This window comes from Pseudocitrobacter sp. 2023LY-00077 (assembly GCF_055796175.1).
The window spans coordinates 16,234-33,362 of record NZ_JBSPEI010000013.1; the positions used below are offsets into that span (position 1 = coordinate 16,234).

General features: G+C 54.6%; 11 protein-coding genes and 1 pseudogene. 8 read left to right on the forward strand and 4 right to left on the reverse strand.

From position 1 onward, the window contains the following. Positions 1 to 313 precede the first annotated feature (313 nt). The 4 genes and pseudogenes from ACWWFX_RS16900 to ACWWFX_RS16915 all read left to right on the forward strand — a co-directional run bounded on the left by ACWWFX_RS16900 (position 314) and on the right by ACWWFX_RS16915 (position 8,726). Positions 314 to 3,568: a retention module-containing protein gene (locus ACWWFX_RS16900; protein WP_473224326.1), complete on the forward strand. Its 3,255-nt coding sequence runs from the start codon at positions 314 to 316 to the stop codon at positions 3,566 to 3,568. Positions 3,569 to 3,702: 134 nt separating this feature from the next. After that, positions 3,703 to 5,055, forward strand: a pseudogene (locus ACWWFX_RS16905) (TolC family outer membrane protein). 136 nt (positions 5,056 to 5,191) lie between these two features. Further along, positions 5,192 to 7,375 carry a type I secretion system permease/ATPase gene (locus ACWWFX_RS16910; protein WP_276222026.1) on the forward strand — a complete coding sequence of 728 codons (2,184 nt, stop codon included), beginning with the start codon at positions 5,192 to 5,194 and terminating at the stop codon, positions 7,373 to 7,375. Next, positions 7,362 to 8,726, forward strand: coding sequence for an HlyD family type I secretion periplasmic adaptor subunit (locus ACWWFX_RS16915; protein ID WP_473224327.1), 1,365 nt, complete (start codon positions 7,362 to 7,364; stop codon positions 8,724 to 8,726). The genes ACWWFX_RS16910 and ACWWFX_RS16915 overlap by 14 nt, the downstream gene beginning before the upstream one ends. 78 nt (positions 8,727 to 8,804) lie before the next feature. Here the strand turns inward: ACWWFX_RS16915 and ACWWFX_RS16920 are convergent, their stop codons facing one another. Further along, complete coding sequence (locus ACWWFX_RS16920) at positions 8,805 to 9,944, reverse strand: N-acetyltransferase (RefSeq protein ID WP_473224328.1); 1,140 nt, start codon at positions 9,942 to 9,944, stop codon at positions 8,805 to 8,807. 289 nt (positions 9,945 to 10,233) lie between these two features. Between ACWWFX_RS16920 and ACWWFX_RS16925 the strand changes: the two genes are divergently transcribed. From ACWWFX_RS16925 to spt, 4 genes are read left to right on the forward strand one after another with little or no spacing between them, the layout of a single operon-like run. After that, positions 10,234 to 11,970 carry a fatty acyl-AMP ligase gene (locus ACWWFX_RS16925; protein ID WP_276222031.1) on the forward strand — a complete coding sequence of 579 codons (1,737 nt, stop codon included), beginning with the start codon at positions 10,234 to 10,236 and terminating at the stop codon, positions 11,968 to 11,970. Then, positions 11,967 to 12,878, forward strand: coding sequence for an NAD-dependent epimerase/dehydratase family protein (locus ACWWFX_RS16930; protein WP_473224329.1), 912 nt, complete (start codon positions 11,967 to 11,969; stop codon positions 12,876 to 12,878). The genes ACWWFX_RS16925 and ACWWFX_RS16930 overlap by 4 nt, the downstream gene beginning before the upstream one ends. A 31-nt stretch (positions 12,879 to 12,909) precedes the next feature. Further along, the gene (locus ACWWFX_RS16935) at positions 12,910 to 13,170 is read left to right on the forward strand and encodes an acyl carrier protein (protein ID WP_473224330.1); all 261 of its coding nucleotides are present in this window, start codon (positions 12,910 to 12,912) and stop codon (positions 13,168 to 13,170) included. Beyond that, positions 13,157 to 14,329 carry a serine palmitoyltransferase gene (gene spt, locus ACWWFX_RS16940; RefSeq protein WP_276222036.1) on the forward strand — a complete coding sequence of 391 codons (1,173 nt, stop codon included), beginning with the start codon at positions 13,157 to 13,159 and terminating at the stop codon, positions 14,327 to 14,329. Before ACWWFX_RS16935 ends, spt begins: the two co-directional genes overlap by 14 nt. 45 nt (positions 14,330 to 14,374) lie before the next feature. Here spt and lptG read toward each other — a convergent pair whose 3' ends face one another. The 3 genes from lptG to ACWWFX_RS16955 are packed head-to-tail and all read right to left on the reverse strand — an operon-like array spanning position 14,375 to position 17,122. Continuing rightward, positions 14,375 to 15,454 (reverse strand): LPS export ABC transporter permease LptG, encoded by a 1,080-nt coding sequence (lptG, locus tag ACWWFX_RS16945; protein ID WP_473224331.1) that lies wholly within the window; start codon positions 15,452 to 15,454, stop codon positions 14,375 to 14,377. Further along, on the reverse strand, positions 15,451 to 16,521 hold the full coding sequence (gene lptF / locus ACWWFX_RS16950; protein ID WP_473224332.1) for an LPS export ABC transporter permease LptF: 1,071 nt from the start codon (positions 16,519 to 16,521) through the stop codon (positions 15,451 to 15,453). Before lptF ends, lptG begins: the two co-directional genes overlap by 4 nt. Then, positions 16,508 to 17,122, reverse strand: a complete 615-nt coding sequence (locus ACWWFX_RS16955) for a YtfJ family protein (protein WP_473224333.1) — start codon at positions 17,120 to 17,122, stop codon at positions 16,508 to 16,510. The genes lptF and ACWWFX_RS16955 overlap by 14 nt, the downstream gene beginning before the upstream one ends. Positions 17,123 to 17,129: the final 7 nt, after the last annotated feature.

Genomic DNA, 17,129 nt, shown 5'->3' on the forward strand with positions numbered 1-17,129 from the left:
ACGCCCGGATTTAATATTAAAACAGTTAGATAGCTTGCTAATGATTTGACTTAAATATCTCTTCCCCGAATTTTACTTCAGATTCCTACCAATCCCTTATTTAAATCAAAGAAAATTCCTAAGCATTCGATTATTTTATAAGTAAATTCGTATTGATTTTTCAGATAATTATTTAATATTCCAATATTTTCTTATAAAACCCAGCAAATTGGCCTTCTGGCCGTCTATATGTCAACAGGTTTCGTTGATATCATCGAATGACAGGGACGAAAACACAGGTGTACGGGTCACGTAAAGAGTCAGGAGAAACATCATGAGCGCTATAGTCGGAACAATTAAAGCGATAATAGGACAAGTTTTCGCTATCGCCCCTGATGGAAGCCGGCGTCTGCTGACTGAAGGTGATCACATCCTGAGCGGAGAACAAATTGATACCGGCCCCGCTGGCGCGGTGACCCTCTCCCTCGCGGACGGCAAAACCCTCGATCTGGGCCGCGACACCCACTGGGACAGTAACGGTATTGCCCCCGTCTCGACACCTGAAGTTGACCCAACCGATATTGCCGCCATCCAGCAGGCCATCGCTGACGGACAGGACCCGACCCAAATTCTTGAGGCTACCGCCGCTGGCCCACAACCCGCCACAGGGCAACCCGGTGCCAGCGGAGGCGGCTCACACACTCACGTTATTCTCGATCTAACCGGTGAAATTCTCGATCCGAATGCGGGATATCCAACGACCGGGCTCGATTTCCCTGATGATACTCGCGAAGAAGAACTGACGCTGCTGGACAGCGACGCGGATGCAGATTCTGACGCGGACAGCGACTCCGATTCGGATAGCGACTCGGATTCCGACAGCGATTCCGATTCCGACAGCGATTCCGATTCCGACAGCGATTCTGACTCTGACAGCGATTCTGACTCTGACAGCGATTCTGACTCTGACAGCGACTCCGACTCGGACAGTGACTCAGATTCCGACAGCGATTCAGATTCTGACAGCGATTCTGACTCAGACAGTGACTCGGATTCGGATAGCGACTCGGATTCCGACAGTGACTCGGATTCCGACAGCGATTCTGACTCTGACTCTGACTCTGACTCTGACTCTGACTCTGACTCTGACTCTGACTCTGACTCTGACTCTGACTCTGACTCTGACTCTGACTCTGACAGCGATTCTGACTCGGACAGTGACTCAGATTCCGACAGCGATTCAGATTCTGACAGCGATTCAGATTCCGACAGTGACTCCGACTCGGACAGCGATTCTGACTCAGACAGTGACTCGGATTCTGACAGTGATTCCGATTCTGACAGCGACTCCGATTCTGACGCCGATAGCGATGCTGACTCTGACAGCGACTCCGATTCTGACGCCGATAGCGATGCTGACTCTGACAGCGATTCCGACTCTGACGCCGATAGCGATGCTGACTCTGATAGCGACTCCGATTCAGACGCAGATAGTGACTCGGACTCGGACAGCGATTCAGACTCCGACAGTGATTCCGACTCGGACAGTGACTCCGATTCCGACAGTGACTCCGATTCCGACAGCGACTCCGATTCCGACAGTGACTCCGATTCCGACAGTGACTCAGATTCCGACAGCGACTCAGACTCCGACAGCGACTCGGATTCCGACAGTGATTCCGACTCGGACAGCGACTCCGATTCCGACAGTGATTCCGACTCGGACAGCGACTCCGATTCCGACAGTGATTCCGACTCGGACAGCGACTCCGATTCCGACAGCGACTCAGACTCCGACAGCGACTCAGACTCCGACAGCGACTCAGATTCCGACAGCGATTCAGACTCCGACTCCGACTCCGACTCCGACTCCGACAGCGATGCTGATTCCGATTCAGACGCCGATCACTCCATCACCTTAGAAGTCGATTTCAGCGGCACTGAATCCTCGAAGGTCACCGAAATCAACGGCGGCAGTGACGATCCTAACGGCTACGACGTGGATGAAAATGGCAATATTGTCGCCATCGGTGAAAACGTGATTCTGTGGATCACCGAAGGGGATATCGAAGCAGGTCGCGTCTCCGATCAAATCCCGAAAGATCAAATTAAGGTCTATACCAACGGCAACCCATCGGGTGACGAAAGCCACAGTGATGTCTTCCTCGTTCACGAAGGCAGCGGCTACTGGCAGGACGGAAACTTCCGCGACCTGAACTCAATTAAAGGCAATACAACCTCTGCCTCCGGTCCAAATGGCGATGCGCGCGACACCATCTATGTGCAGGATGATGGTCAAGGCTGGCATGCCGACAAAGGCCCGGCGAACGTTAACGGCAATATTAACTATGTCGATAACGTCACGATCACCATCGGCGACAAAACCATCGTTCAGGGTTCAAACTCAATCTCAGACGTCACCTCGTCTGACGGCGGTCAGGGCTGGGACCCTAATGCACCGGAAAGTAAAACCTCCTGGCATTACGAGCTGTCGCTGGATGCATCCGTCAACGGTGGCGGTGAGCACGACCAGATAACGTCCATTACGCTCTCCGGCCTGCCGCAGGGTACGATTGAATATAACGGCCAGACGTACACCGTCGAGGCCGACGGCCACGTGGTGATCGACGTCGATGACACCACCAATCTGAACGCCAATATCACGCTGACCACCGACAGCCAGGTCAATCTGGACGACGTGAAGGTGGATATCGAGACCAGCGTAAACGGCGAACATCACGATAGCGGGGATATTGCCGTCAGCGACGATCACCACAGCATTACGCTCTCCGGTAGTGATGCGGATACGTCAACAACGCAGGAGAGCCATGATGCAGATGTGCTGACCACCTCCGCCGATGAACATCATGACACCAACGATAGCGATACGACGCACGATACGCAGTCGCAAAGCGAAACGACGGATGCAACGCAAAGTGTAGCTGCGACGTCCAGCGAGCTGGTTGACGATCAATCAACCCATCACGATGCCGTAAGTCAGGAAACGGACAATAGTGCAGACATCCACGCGTCGGTCGCGGAAAATGACACAACGGTCAGCGGTGACAACACGCAAGCAGAGAGCAGCGAGGCAGACAACGCAGCCGACACGCACGCCTCACTTATCGATAGTGAAGATCTTTATCTGACGCAAACTGACACCGCCGCCGATAACGCATCAACGCCAAATGATGCGACGCCTGCGGCGGCTACTGACAGCGCCACAGAGACCTCGTTAAGCAATCTTGTGGGCGGCGAAGACGCTTCCACAGGAGAAAGTCAGACGGTAACCGCGAATATCGCCGAGAGCGCAACGGACAACAGCGACGCCGATCACGGCGACAGTCCAGCCAGCGCCACAACGCTCAGCAGTGAAGAGCCGCTCAATTTCAGCGATATTATCCACGATGAAAGCAGCGACGACGACCTGGGCAAACTGCTGCCTGTGGCCGACGTCAGTGCCGAAAGCAGCAATGCGACCGACCAGATCGTCTCGGCGGATTCGGCGGCTGACGGAAACGATGCCTATACTGGAGGGGACGACGCGCACGTCGATAACTTAATCGCCAAACCCGATACCGACTCCTGACCACGGTAAGCCTCTCGTAGCCGATACGCGCGAGGGGCTGATTCTGCCCAAAACGCACATGCGGAGAGCGGGCAAGGTCTCCGGCAAGGAAAGCGCTCAGGCCGGAGAATTTAAGAAACGATAAGGACAATAAAATGCACTACCGCGATCAGATCGCTTTCGGATTAACGCTTTCATTATTGACGTCAGGGTATGCCTGCGCGACGACGCTTGAGCAGGCTGTAAAAGAAACACTGATTACGCATCCGCAAATTAGCGGTTCCATCAATAGTCGGCATTCTGCCGATGAGGATTTAAAAGCAGCCAAAGGCGGTTATCTGCCTACGCTGGATGTCTCTGCCGGCACCGGCTGGGAACAAACCGATAACGCCACCACGCGCGCCTCGGGCGATCACCTGCGCGATTTGCACCGCAGCGAATCGAGCATCAACCTGAGCCAGAATCTGTTTAACGGCTTTGCCACCACCAGCGAAGTGGCGCGTCAGAAAGCGACCGTCAACTCGCGCGCGTTCACGGTGATGAATACCGCAGAAAGCACCGCGCTGACCGCCATCCAGAGCTATCTCAACGTGCTGATGCAGGAGAAAATGGTCAAGCTGGCGGAAGATAACCTGAAAAACCACGAACGCATTTTCGACCAGATCCGCCTGCGCACCGAGCAGGGCGTTGGTCGCTAGGCTGACTATGAGCAGGCTGAAGCGCGTCTGGCGCAGGCGCGTAACAATCTGCTGACGGAGCAAACCAATCTCGAAGACGTCCGCGCCAATTACTCGAGCGTGGTAGGCCGTGAAGCGACCGACCTCACCAACCCGCAACCGTCAAAAATCCCGGCCTCGCTGGATGATGCAAAGAAAGTGATGCTGGATAACAGCCCGCTGCTGAAACAAGCCGATGCCGATGTGGAAGCCACGCGTCAGCAGTATGAAGCGGCGAAATCGCGCTTCTACCCAAGCGTGGATGTCGATGTTGGACGCCGGATGGACAATAACGTTGACGGCACGCGCGGCCACGATCAGGAGTGGCAGGCGATGGTGCGCATGCGCTACAACCTGTTTAACGGCGGCAGCGATCAGGCACAACTCACCTCCTACGCCTACAAAATGCAGGAAGCGCAGGATGTGAAAAAGAATGCGCTGCGTCAGCTCAACGAAGAGTTGCGCCTCGCGTGGAACGCCCTGGTGAACGCGAAACAACAGGTGCCTATCGCGAAAGACTATGCCGACCGCAGCATGGTGGTGCGAACCGCCTATCAGGAACAGTTCAGCCTCGGCGACCGTTCGCTGCTGGATATGCTCGACAGTGAAAACGAAGTGTTCAGCGCACAGCGCCGCTACGTGGAACTGGAATACGTCGAAATGTTTACGCACTACCGTATCAACGCCCGGACGGGCGAACTGCTAAAAGCACTGAATATTCCGGCCCCTTCCGCCGCCCAACCGGTGGAAGAGATGAAAACGTCGAAAGTCGACCTACCGGAATTGAAGTAACGACTAATGGGTTTATGGGTTATTTTCGTCCGCGATGATGAAAATAACCCTAAGCGGATAGACGCAATACTTCAGCCATTTTGAAGGATAACGGCTATCCGTGCCCTGCGATTTTTCGCTTATGTAAGGTCAGACGATGGCACCTCAAACTGATTCAGTTGGTAACTCTTCTCCGGAAAATAACAGCACCCGCTACGATCCCCAGCACAGCCACGATGACCCGCTGCTGGATTGTTTACTGGTTGTCTGTCAGCTTCATAACATCATCACCAGCCGCAATGCGCTGACCGCCGGCCTCCCCCTGGAGGAAAATCGTCTCACCCAAAGCACCTTTCCGCGCGCCGCCCAGCGGGCCGGATTAAAAGCCAGAGTCATTCAGCGCCCGCTGGATGCCATCTCGGCTATCTCGTTGCCGGCAATTTTAATGCTGAAGAATTCGCAGGCGGCGGTGCTCATTGGCTGGGACGATAATCAACGCGCCCGCCTGCTGTCTGCAGAAACCCGGGGCGGTGAAATCACCGTCGCGCGGGAAACACTGGCCGCCGACTACAGCGGTCAGGTGATATTTATCCAGCCGGAACATGAATTCGATACCCAGCCGAACGCCTCGATTCCACGAACCAAATCCTGGTTCCAGGACACGCTGAAGCTGTCGAAGTTTCTCTATCTCGATTCCGTTGTCGCCAGTTTCCTGGTCAACCTGATCGCGCTTGCCACGCCGCTGTTCGTGATGAACGTCTATGACCGAGTGGTACCCAATCAGGCGACCGCCACGTTATGGATGCTGGCAATCGGGATTACCATCGCCTTTGCGTTTGATTTCGTTCTGAAGATTTTGCGCGGCATTTGCCTCGATCTGGCCGGTAAAAAGACCGATCTTATTGTGTCGGCGGCGCTTTTCGAACGTCTGCTGGGCATGAAAATGAAGTTACGCCCCAGCCGCGTGGGCGGCTTTGCGCAGAACTTCCAGGAGTATCAGTCCGTGCGCGATTTCCTTTCGTCGCTGACCCTGACTGCGCTTATCGATCTCCCCTTCACGCTGATTATTTTACTGGTCATCGGCATTATCGGCGGCCCGTTGGTGTTTATCCCCATCCTGGCGTACCCGATTGCCGTACTGGTGAACTGGATGCTCCAGCGCCCGCTGCTGGCGCAGGTGAAAAAAACCTATCGCCTGGCCAATGAACGCCAGGCCATGCTGGTGGAAACCCTGACAGGGCTGGACGCCATCAAGGTCAACAACGCGCAAAGCGAGCGGCAATATCAGTGGGAACAGGTGATTGGCAGCCTGAGCAAGCTGGAGCTGCGGGTAAAATCGCTCTCTTACATTGCCGTCAACTTCACCAGCTGGCTGCAACAGTTTAGCGGCGTGGTGATTATCGTCGCCGGGGTGTACTGGATTATCGCCGGTAACCTCAGTATGGGCGGCCTGATTGCCTGCTACCTGCTGCAACGCCGCGCGATGATGCCCGTGGGCCAGCTCTGTGGCTTAATCACCCGCTATCAGCGCGCCAAAATGACCAAGGCCACCATCGACAGCATGATGGACCTCGAGCAGGAAACCCACAGCGATGAAGTGCCACTGAAGCGTGAAACGTTATCAGGCGCGCTGGAGTTCTATGATGTCTCGTTCCGCTATCCGCAAAACCAGTTTGTCTCGCTGAACGGGATCTCACTGAAGATTGCCCCCGGTGAAAAAGTGGGGATTATTGGCCGCAGCGGTTCGGGAAAAAGCTCGCTGGCGAAGCTGCTGGTTGGGTTTTATCAGCCGGATGCCGGTACGGTGCTGATTGACGGCATTGATGCGCGCCAGCTTGACGTCAACGATATTCGCCACAACATCGGCTACGCACCGCAGGATATCCACCTGTTCAGCGGCACGCTGCGCGATAACCTGTTAACCGGCGCCAGCTACGTCGATGAAGAAACCATGATCCGCGCGGCGACGATCGCTGGCGTCCACGAGTTTGCCCGTCGCCACCCTTCCGGCTACAACATGCAGGTTGGCGAACGCGGGATGAACCTCTCCGGCGGCCAGCGTCAGGCGGTTGCCCTCGCCCGCGCGCTCCTGCTCGACCCGCCAATATTGTTAATGGATGAGCCCACCAGCTCGATGGATAACACCAGCGAAGACCTGATCAAAAAAGCGCTCACGCCCATCGTCAGCAATAAAACACTGCTGCTGGTGACCCACCGCGCGTCGCTGTTGACGCTGGTTGATCGCCTGATCATCCTCGACAACGGCAAAATCATCGCTGATGGCCCGAAAGAAAGCGTGATGAACGCACTGAAAAAGGGGCAAATCCATGCAAACCGGTAACCTGCTTAGCCGCCTGATGAAGTGGCTGTTTGGCGATAAAAACACCTCCACTTTTGCTGCTAACGAAGTGAACAAAGCCCTTCTCGACGACTCGCCGCGCGTGGTGCGCATCACCCTGTGGGCGATTCTGGCATTCTTTGTGGTTATGCTGACCTGGGCTGCGCTCGCCGATATTGATGAAGTGACGCGCGGCGATGGCCGGGCTATCCCGTCATCGCGCCTGCAAAAAGTGCAAAACCTGGAAGGCGGTATTGTCTCGGAAGTGTTTGTGCATGAAGGCGAAATTGTGAAGGCTGGCGCGCCACTGCTGCGTCTGGACGATACCCGTTTCCGCTCGAACGCCGGGGAGTCGGAGGCCGACCGCCTGGCGCTGGAAGCGCGCGTTCAGCGTCTGACGGCGCAGCTTGCCGATAAAGAAACCCTCGAACTGCCGCCGGAAATCGCGCAGAAATCGCCGGATATCGCCAACGGAGAAATGGAACTTTTCACCAGCGTCAAACAGCGCATTCAAAGCGAAATTGGCGGGCTGAATGAACAGCTGGTGCAGAAGAAGCAGGAGCTGCTGGACTACCAGGCGAAAGCCAGCCAGACCCGCCGCAGCCTTGGCCTGCTGCAACAGGAAATCAGCATGTCAGAGCCGCTGGTCGCCAAAGGGGCGATTTCGAAGGTGGAAATCCTGCGCCTGCGCCGCTCAGAAGTGGACACACGTGGTCAGCTGGAATCGGTGACATTAGCGATCCCGCGCGCGCAGGCCGCAATTAAAGAGATCGAAAACAAGATTGGCGAAACGCGCGATCGTTATCGCAGTGAAGCGCTGTCGCAGCTTAACGAAGCGCGCACCGATCTCAGCAAAACGCAGGCGTCGGGCAAGGCTATCGAAGACAGGGTGAATCGTACGCTGGTGACCTCGCCGGTGCGCGGTGTCGTGCAGCAGTTGATGGTCAATACCATCGGCGGCGTTATCCAGCCGGGTAGCGATCTGGTGGAAATCGTCCCGCTCGACGATACCCTGCTGATTGAAACCAAAATTCGCCCGCAGGATATTGCCTTCCTGCACCCAGGCCAGGAAGCGATGGTGAAATTCACCGCCTATGACTACACCATCTATGGCGGCCTGAAAGCCACGCTTGAGCAGATAAGCCCGGATACGGTGACCGATAAAGACGGGAAAAGCTTCTATATCGTGCGCCTGCGCACCGCGAAGAATCACCTCGGCAGCGATCAAAAACCGCTGCTGATTATCCCCGGAATGGTCGCATCGGTGGATATCATTACCGGTCGAAAAACCATTCTGGCCTATCTGCTAAAACCGATTCTGCGCGCCAAAGCGGAAGCCTTCCGCGAGCGGTAATCGTGTAAACCGTAATGTCGCCTTATCAGGCCTACGAGATCCCGTAGGCCTGATAAGCGAAGCGCCATCAGGCTCAGTTCAGCGCAACGGCCCACCTAAGTCCTTCTCATACAACCGATAACGTTTGTATGGTACCGCACCTATTTTCTCCAGGATCGTCCGCATTCCCGTATTGGTTTCCAGAATCCAGGACATCTCCAGCGCATCAATGCGGCGCTTCGCAAACGGCGCGCGCAGCGCTTCAATCAGCAACAGCGCAATCACCGGGCCAATGCGGCTGAACTGGTGCTCTTTACAAATTCCCATCAACGGCACGCGTGCCGTGCGCACGCCGCTGACTTTTAAGCGCCATAGCAGCTTCGCCCAGCCAAAGGGAAACAGATGTCCGTTTAAATCGGCAATCGCTTCATTAATGTTGGGCATGCCCACGATAAAGCCGCAGGGCGTCGAATCGATCTCCGCAATGTAGATCATGTCATCAGGCACCAGAAACTTCAGTTGATCGCCCATCGCGGCAAATTCACGTTCGGTGAAGGGGACAAACCCCCAGTTATGCTGCCAGCCGGAGTTAAATACCTCGCGCAATATCTGCATCTCTTCAGCAAAGCGTTTTCGGTCAATGCAGCGAATTGTCACCTTTTTACGTACCTGATCCATCAGCCGGGTGAGTGAGGGTGAGAACGTTAAATCAGTGCGTTTCATCCAGTAGGCCAACAAATCAATGCCTTTGGTGTATCCCTGTTGCTCTACGCGCGGGCCATACCAGGGTTTGCCGTGCGGCATCATCACCGAAGGCGGCGTGTCGAATCCGTCAACCAGCAAGCCACTCTCCTGATTAATGTTCAGGCTAAAAGGACCGGTAATTTTTCGTGCGCCTTCCGCGCGTAGCCATGCCTCTGCGGCCAAAAATAGCGCCCTGAAGACCTCTGCGTCATCAATCGCATCAATCATCCCGATATGCCCGCTGTCATCACCGTAGCATTCGCGGTGCAGCGTATCGATTTGTGCGGTGATTCGCCCAACCAATGCGCCGTTTTTACGCGCAACCCACGCCTGCCAACGGATATGCTCCGTACCAGGGTTCTTCGCGGAAAGATGCTCTTCGCGTTCCATCATCAGAGGTGGGACCCAGGTGGGATCGCCGCCATAAAGTGAAGACGGAAAAGAGATAAAAGCCTGACGCTCGCGCTTACTCACCACTTTTTCAACGCTAATCATAAACAATCCGTATTATATATTTTAAAAAAAAACAGCAATGAATAATTAAAATAAGAGCATCTCAGACTACTAAACAATCCGCAGGTTAGATTTACAATAAATGCCTGCAAAAGCACTTATTAATTGATAAAGATAATAAATAAAGCCAATACGTTACACACAATGAATATATCACTCAGACAATCAAAATAAACATCGCACTAAACTTTACCTTTCATGACAATATAAACTATATTACCTTCGCCTTATTATCCTGAAACTTTTTAATTGAATATTATTCATGGTGTATATGTCCAACAAAACCCCAACACAGACTCTGCCGATGCGCTATGCGGACTTCCCCACTCTGGTGGAAGCGTTGGACTATGCAGCCCTGGGTTGCGCCGGTATGTATTTCTACGATCGCCGTATCCAGCTTGAGAACACGCTGGAATACCGCCAGTTGCAACAACGCGCCAAAGCAGGCGCGCGGCGGTTGCTGTCGCTGAACATTCGTAAAGGCGAACGCGTCGCGCTTATCGCGGAAACCAGTGCCGGGTTTGTCGAAGCCTTTTTTGCTTGTCAGTACGCCGGTCTGGTGGCCGTTCCGCTCGCCATTCCAATGGGCGTCGGACAACGTGACTCTTACACCACCAAACTTCAGGGTTTATTAGCCAGTTGTAAACCCGCTGCTATTATCAGCAGTGATGAATGGCTTTCATTAATTGATGTGGGAAATATAGATAACGCCTCTCTGCATATTTTAAGTCATGCTGATTTTAATGCGCTGACAGAAAAAGAGATCGAACTCTCGCTACCGTCTCCCGATGATATTGCATACCTTCAATATACCTCCGGTAGCACGCGCTTCCCGCGCGGCGTCATTATTACGCATCGTGAAGTTATGGCGAATTTACAGGTAATTAGCCACGATGGAATAAAATTACGCGCCAGCGATCGCTGCGTCTCCTGGCTGCCGTTCTATCATGATATGGGGTTAGTCGGCTTTCTGTTAACGCCGGTGGCGACGCAGCTCTCCGTCGATTATCTGCGCACGCAAGATTTTGCTATGCGCCCGCTCCAGTGGCTAAAGCTTATCAACCAAAACCGCTGCACAGTCTCGGTTGCGCCACCTTTCGGCTACGACCTGTGCCTGCGCCGCATCAACGATCGCGATCTCGCCGAGCTCGATCTCTCCTGTTGGCGTGTGGCGGGCATTGGCGCAGAACCTATTCCTGGGCAACAGATAACCGAGTTTGGCGAACGCTTTCGTCAGGCGCAGTTTGACCCTCATGCCTTTATGCCCTGCTATGGCCTGGCCGAAAATGCGCTGGCGGTAAGCTTCTCTGCCGAAGCGGCTGGATTGCAGGTCCATGAGATTGACCGTGATATTCTTGAGTGCAAAGGTAAAGCTGTTGCACCCACCGCACAAACTCGCGCCATCTCCACCTTTGTTAACTGCGGCAAGGCGCTTCCCGGGCATGCCATCGAAATTCGTAATGAAATGGGTAAACGTCTGGCGGAGCAGGAAATCGGTCATATCTATATTTCCGGGCCGAGTCTGATGAGCGGTTATTTCCAGGACCTTGCCTCGCAAAAAGAGATTCAGTCTACCGGCTGGATGGACACAGGCGATCTGGGTTACCTGCTGGACGACAACCTCTACGTCACGGGGCGCATTAAAGACCTGATTATTATTCATGGCCGCAATATTTGGCCGCAGGATATTGAATACGTCGCGGAAAAAGAGCTGGGGATTCATTCGGGCAATGCCATTGCGTTTGTCACCGCGCAGGAACGCATTGTCTTGCAGATTCAGTGCCGCATCAGCTCTGAAGAACATCGTCAGCAAACGCTGCATGCGCTTACCGCGCGCATTCAAAGTGAATTCGGCGTGACGGCGGACATCGAATTTGTCCCGCCGCACAGCATCCCGCGCACCTCATCCGGCAAACCGGCGCGCGCCGAGGCTAAACGTCGCTATCTTACCCCATTTGGCGAGACCATCAGCCCGCAACAAACGCCGGTGGCAGGTTACGTACAATGAGTCATACCGTCGCGGTGACCGGCGGAACCGGTTTTATCGGCAGGCATATTCTTGCCAGTCTGCTTTCCCGCGGCTTTACGGTACGCGCCTTAACCCGCGCACCGCGTAATGATTCGAGCCATCACCTCACCTGGGTTCAGGGCTCGCTGGAAGACAGGAACGCCCTTGCGGAGCTGGTAAAAGGCGCGCATTACGTCGTGCATGGTGCGGGTCAGGTACGTGGGCACAATGAAGACGTTTTTACCCAGTGCAATGTGATGGGCAGCCTGCGCCTGCTGCAGGCCGCAAAAGAAGGCGGATATTGCGAGCGCTTTCTGTTTATCTCTTCGCTGGCGGCGCGGCATCCTGAACTCTCCTGGTACGCCAACTCTAAATATATTGCCGAGCAGAAATTAGCGGCAATGTCTTCCGGGATCGCGCTGGGGATTTTCCGCCCCACCGCCGTTTACGGCGCGGGCGACAAAGAACTCAAACCGCTATTCAACTGGATGCTGCGGGGCGTCCTTCCCCAGCTTAGCGCGGCGAAGACAAAACTCACTTTCATTCACGCTATCGACCTCGCGCAGGCCGTTACACAGTGGTTATCCAGTGACGTTCCGCAGGCGCATACCTACGAATTATGCGATGGCAACAAAAGCTATTGCTGGAAGGATCTTCAGGACATCGGCTCAACCGCGCGTCATGGCCCGGTCCGATTAATTCCTGTTCCGCTGTATCTGCTGCAAATTATGGCGGATATCAGCACCCGGCTCAGCCTGCTGGCCGGAAATGAACCCATGCTTACCCGGTCAAAAATCTGTGAACTCACACATCCGGACTGGTCGGTAAGCATCAAAAACGCAGTTGACGATTTTAACTGGTCTCCAGGGATTAGCCTGACACACGCAATACACCACAGGCTATTTTGATTTTCTACATAACAGGTGTGGCAACATTTCTATGGTAAATCGTGAAAGAGTGATGGATTACATTCTCTCCTGCTTGCGGGAGATGATCGAAAAGGGACGGGAAATCAAGCCTGACAGTGACCTCGTCAACGACCTGGGTCTGGAGTCGATTAAGGTGATGGATTTACTGATGGAGCTTGAGGATGAGTTCGATATCTCCATACCTATCAATATTTTGCTGGATGTCAGAACGCCTGCGCAATTGCGTGACGCCTTAATTCCTTTCCTGGAGAACCGTAATGAGTCTGTATGATAAGTTTTCGCGTCTCGCCAGCGAGCGCGAGCAGTTTTCCACCTCCGGCATTACCCCCTTTGGCACCTGCATTGACGAAGTCTACTCCGCCACGCAGGGGCGCATTGGTACGCAGCGCGTCATTCTGGCGGGAACCAATAACTATCTCGGTCTGACCTTTAATGCCGACGCTATCGCCCAGGGCCAGGCGGCGTTAGCCGCACAGGGTACCGGCACGACCGGGTCGCGCATGGCAAACGGCAGCTACGGCCCGCACCTCGCGTTAGAGCAGGAACTGGCGCAATTCTTTGATCGTCCGAGTGCAATCGTCTTTTCAACCGGCTATACCGCTAACCTGGGCGTCATCAGCGCGCTGGCAGACCACAACGCGGTGGTCCTGCTGGACGCCGACAGCCACGCCAGCATCTACGATGCCTGTACCCTGGGCGGCGCGGAAATCATTCGCTTTCGCCACAATGATGCGAAAGACCTGGAGCGCCGAATGCTGCGCTTGGGCGAGCGGGCGCGTGAAGCCATCATTATCGTCGAAGGCATTTACAGCATGCTCGGCGACGTTGCGCCGCTGGCAGAAATTGTCGATATCAAACGCCGCCTGGGCGGCTTTTTGATCGTTGATGAAGCGCACTCTTTCGGCGTGATGGGGCTGCATGGCCGGGGTCTGGCTGAAGCGGTCGGCGTGGAGCAGGATGTCGATATCATCGTCGGCACCTTCAGTAAAAGCCTGGCGTCTATCGGCGGCTTCGCCGTCGGTGGCAAAGAAATGGAGGTACTGCGCTATGGCAGCCGCCCCTATATTTTCACCGCCTCGCCATCGCCTTCCAGCATCGCTTCCGTGCGTTCCTCTTTACATACCATCGCCACCCAACCCGCGCTGCGGCAAAAATTGTGGGATAACGCGCATCGTCTGTATGAAGGCTTAGAAAAGCTGGGCTATCAGTTAGGCTCGCATATCAGCCCGGTCGTGCCGGTGATTATCGGTTCGAAAGAGGAAGGGCTGAGGATCTGGCGCGAACTCATCACAGCAGGCGTTTATGTGAACCTGATTCTGCCGCCAGCCGCGCCAGCCGGCATCACTCTGTTGCGCTGTAGCATGAACGCCGCGCACAGCGATGAAGAAATCGATGCCATTATTCAGGCATTCGCCACGCTGAAGTCCTAAATCCGGGTTCAGCCATGCGCGTGTTACGCCGCATGGCTGAACCACTCACCGCACCCGATCATATCGCCGCACCAATAATAACGCGGCAATCACACAACCTGTCGGCAACGCCAGCGCGGTTAACGGCGCGTTCAGGGCGAACAATAATCCCAGATTAACCATGATTTGATAGCTGATGTAGAGCAGTAACCCCAGAATTCCGCCCACGGCTAAACGGCTGCCGAGCCCCGACGAGCGCGGCGTGACGAGAGCAAACGGAATCGCCAGTAAAATCATCGCCAGCGTCAAAATGGGCCGTCCCAGCTTTTGCCTGAGCGCCAGCCGGTATTCCATGCTGGGCTGATGCGTTTGCTGTAAATAGGCAATGTAATGATTGAGCTGGCGAATGGAGAAGGTGTTCCCCGGTAACGAAAGCACGTCCAGGCTCATATGGGTAAAAAAGGCATTCCACGGTAAACTTTCTTTGCTTTCAATGGTTTCCCTGCCATTATCCCACTGTTTTTTACGCACGTCCTGAAGCACCCACTTATCGCCTTTCACAATGGTCGCCTTCCGGGCGTAGATGTAGAACTCAAGAGAGAGATCGTCACGATAGTGGAAAATCTCCACGCCCACAGGTTGCCCCTGCTCGTTCAGGGATTTCACGGTCATAAAGGTATTATCGCGGCGGGCCCACAATACGTTTCCTGTGATATCAATACCGTTCTCGGCGGCCATCGCCACGTTTCTGATTTGCAGCGCACGCTGCTGTAACGGCGAAGCCACCCACTCATCAATGACTCCCAGTGATACCGCCCACATTACACCCGCACACAGCGCCACCATCGCAATTCTGAAAATAGAGAAACCGGTGCTGCGAATGGCTGTCAGCTCGCTACTTTTCGACAGCAACCCCAACCCGACAATCCCGCCGAGCAGGGCGATAAAGGGCCCAAGATCGATAAGACAGCGTGGAAGCGTCATCAACACCACCAGCACCGCCTGCGTCCAGTGATAACCGCCTGGACTCACATCATCCAGTTCGTTGATCAGATTAAAGGTGCTAAACAGCGGCAGCAGCAGGCCCGCCGCCGCCGCAAATCCGGTGAAAAAGTAACGAATCAGGTAACGGCTAAATAGAGTCATCGGAAGAGTTTCTGTCGCCAAGAGAAGTCACGCGCCATCAGCGCCACCATGCCGAGAAGCATAAGAGCAGGCACCAGCCAGACGCCTGGCGTCAGCGGTATCGCGCCATTCGCCACCAGCGTTCGGCAAACATTGCCGCCGTAAAAAATCGCGACGAACATCAGCGTGAGCGGAATTAATGTCGCGAAGCATCCCTGTCGGGGTTTAACGCGGCTTAATGGAATGGCCAGCAACGCCATCAGCAGTGCGGTAATACCTCGGCTCTTACGCCACTGTAGCTCTGCGTGGTCCGCCGGATCGCTGGAAACGGACAACGTCTCTGCCGGTTTGGCCTTACGTTTGATTTCCACGCGCTGCGTGAGCGGGTTGAGATGCAATTCCAGATTACGATAAATTTGTTCGTTATCATCACTGCCTTCATGGAAAAGCGTATATGCCGTTCCGGCATGCAGCATCACCGTGGGTGTCAGGGGGGAAGGGTCGATCACATCAATGGATTGCGCGCGAAACAGGCTGGTTTTGCCGTCTGCCGAGGTGTAGATCAGCGCCTCCGTCAGATGATTCGACGTGGGGTTAATCATCTCGGCCATAATCATACGGCCATTGTCATTGACGTTAAATTTTTTCGCCTGCAAATGGCGAACGTCCAGCTCCGACTGCGATTCCTGTTCTAACAGATAGATTTGCGCATACGCCCACGGCCTGCCGTACACAGAGAGCAACATCACCAGAACACTCAGTGGGATAGCCAAAGATATCACCGCCTTATACAGGCGCAGCGGGCTGGCGCCAGCGGCGGACATGGCGGTGATTTCCGAGTCAGTGTAAAGCTGGCCCAGCGTCACGCCGACCGACACATACAGCGCGACGGGCAGCAGCATCTCCAGCGCAATCAGCACCTTATAGAAAACTACCCGCATAACCACTTCCAGCGCCAGCGTGCCGTTAGCCGCTTCGGTGAGATAACGTTGTGCGCAGTAGCAGGTAAAAATGAAGATCAAAAAGCCGACCATAATCAGCATCAGGCGGCAGGTTCCCCCCATGATGTAGCGCTCAATCAGTTTCATGTTTAGCCGCAGACCTTTCTTGTTCAGAAATGAGCACCCAGAGCAGCTTAATCACCTCGCTGACCTCTTTTTCCGTCAGGCCGCCGTCTTTGGCCCACACGATTTGCCCCTGTTGATTGAGGACAAAAATGGTGGAACTCTCTTGCGGAAGCTGCCAGCTATTGCGCCCCACGCCGCCGCCGTCGATGATGAACTGCGCCCAGGCATACCGACGCTTGTTTTTCTCAATCTTCCCGCGCACGAAATAGCCGGTACCGAAGATGACATCATCGGTATTCACGATAGTGGTGGGCTGAAACACATCGCCGGGAAACTGCGCTTTCTCGACGGCTTTTATCAGCAGTGAATTTTGCTTTTTTGCCGATTTTCGCCCGGCGATGTACTGCACAATGCGCACTTTTCCCGCCAGCTGCGCGCTGTTCCAGGGCTGGTAGCGAATGCTGTCGTCGTCGTTCAGCACCAGCTCGCCGCCGTCGCTGATGGCGATCGGCGAAACGGCTTTACCGACGACAAAATTGTGCGCCATCGCCAGGCCGGGAAGGCACAGCAACGCCATTATCAACAGAATGGCGCGCGTGCCGCGCCATCGATTATCCGTCATCGTGTTG

Bases quoted from the DNA above. Each gene is read 5' to 3' on its own strand.
- ACWWFX_RS16900 (WP_473224326.1), top strand. From the start codon at position 314: ATGAGCGCTATAGTCGGAACAATTAAAGCGATAATAGGACAAGTTTTC.
- ACWWFX_RS16910 (WP_276222026.1), top strand. From the start codon at position 5,192: ATGGCACCTCAAACTGATTCAGTTGGTAACTCTTCTCCGGAAAATAAC.
- ACWWFX_RS16915 (WP_473224327.1), top strand. From the start codon at position 7,362: ATGCAAACCGGTAACCTGCTTAGCCGCCTGATGAAGTGGCTGTTTGGC.
- ACWWFX_RS16920 (WP_473224328.1), bottom strand. From the start codon at position 9,944: ATGATTAGCGTTGAAAAAGTGGTGAGTAAGCGCGAGCGTCAGGCTTTT.
- ACWWFX_RS16925 (WP_276222031.1), top strand. From the start codon at position 10,234: ATGTCCAACAAAACCCCAACACAGACTCTGCCGATGCGCTATGCGGAC.
- ACWWFX_RS16930 (WP_473224329.1), top strand. From the start codon at position 11,967: ATGAGTCATACCGTCGCGGTGACCGGCGGAACCGGTTTTATCGGCAGG.
- ACWWFX_RS16935 (WP_473224330.1), top strand. From the start codon at position 12,910: ATGGTAAATCGTGAAAGAGTGATGGATTACATTCTCTCCTGCTTGCGG.
- spt (WP_276222036.1), top strand. From the start codon at position 13,157: ATGAGTCTGTATGATAAGTTTTCGCGTCTCGCCAGCGAGCGCGAGCAG.
- lptG (WP_473224331.1), bottom strand. From the start codon at position 15,454: ATGACTCTATTTAGCCGTTACCTGATTCGTTACTTTTTCACCGGATTT.
- lptF (WP_473224332.1), bottom strand. From the start codon at position 16,521: ATGAAACTGATTGAGCGCTACATCATGGGGGGAACCTGCCGCCTGATG.
- ACWWFX_RS16955 (WP_473224333.1), bottom strand. From the start codon at position 17,122: ATGACGGATAATCGATGGCGCGGCACGCGCGCCATTCTGTTGATAATG.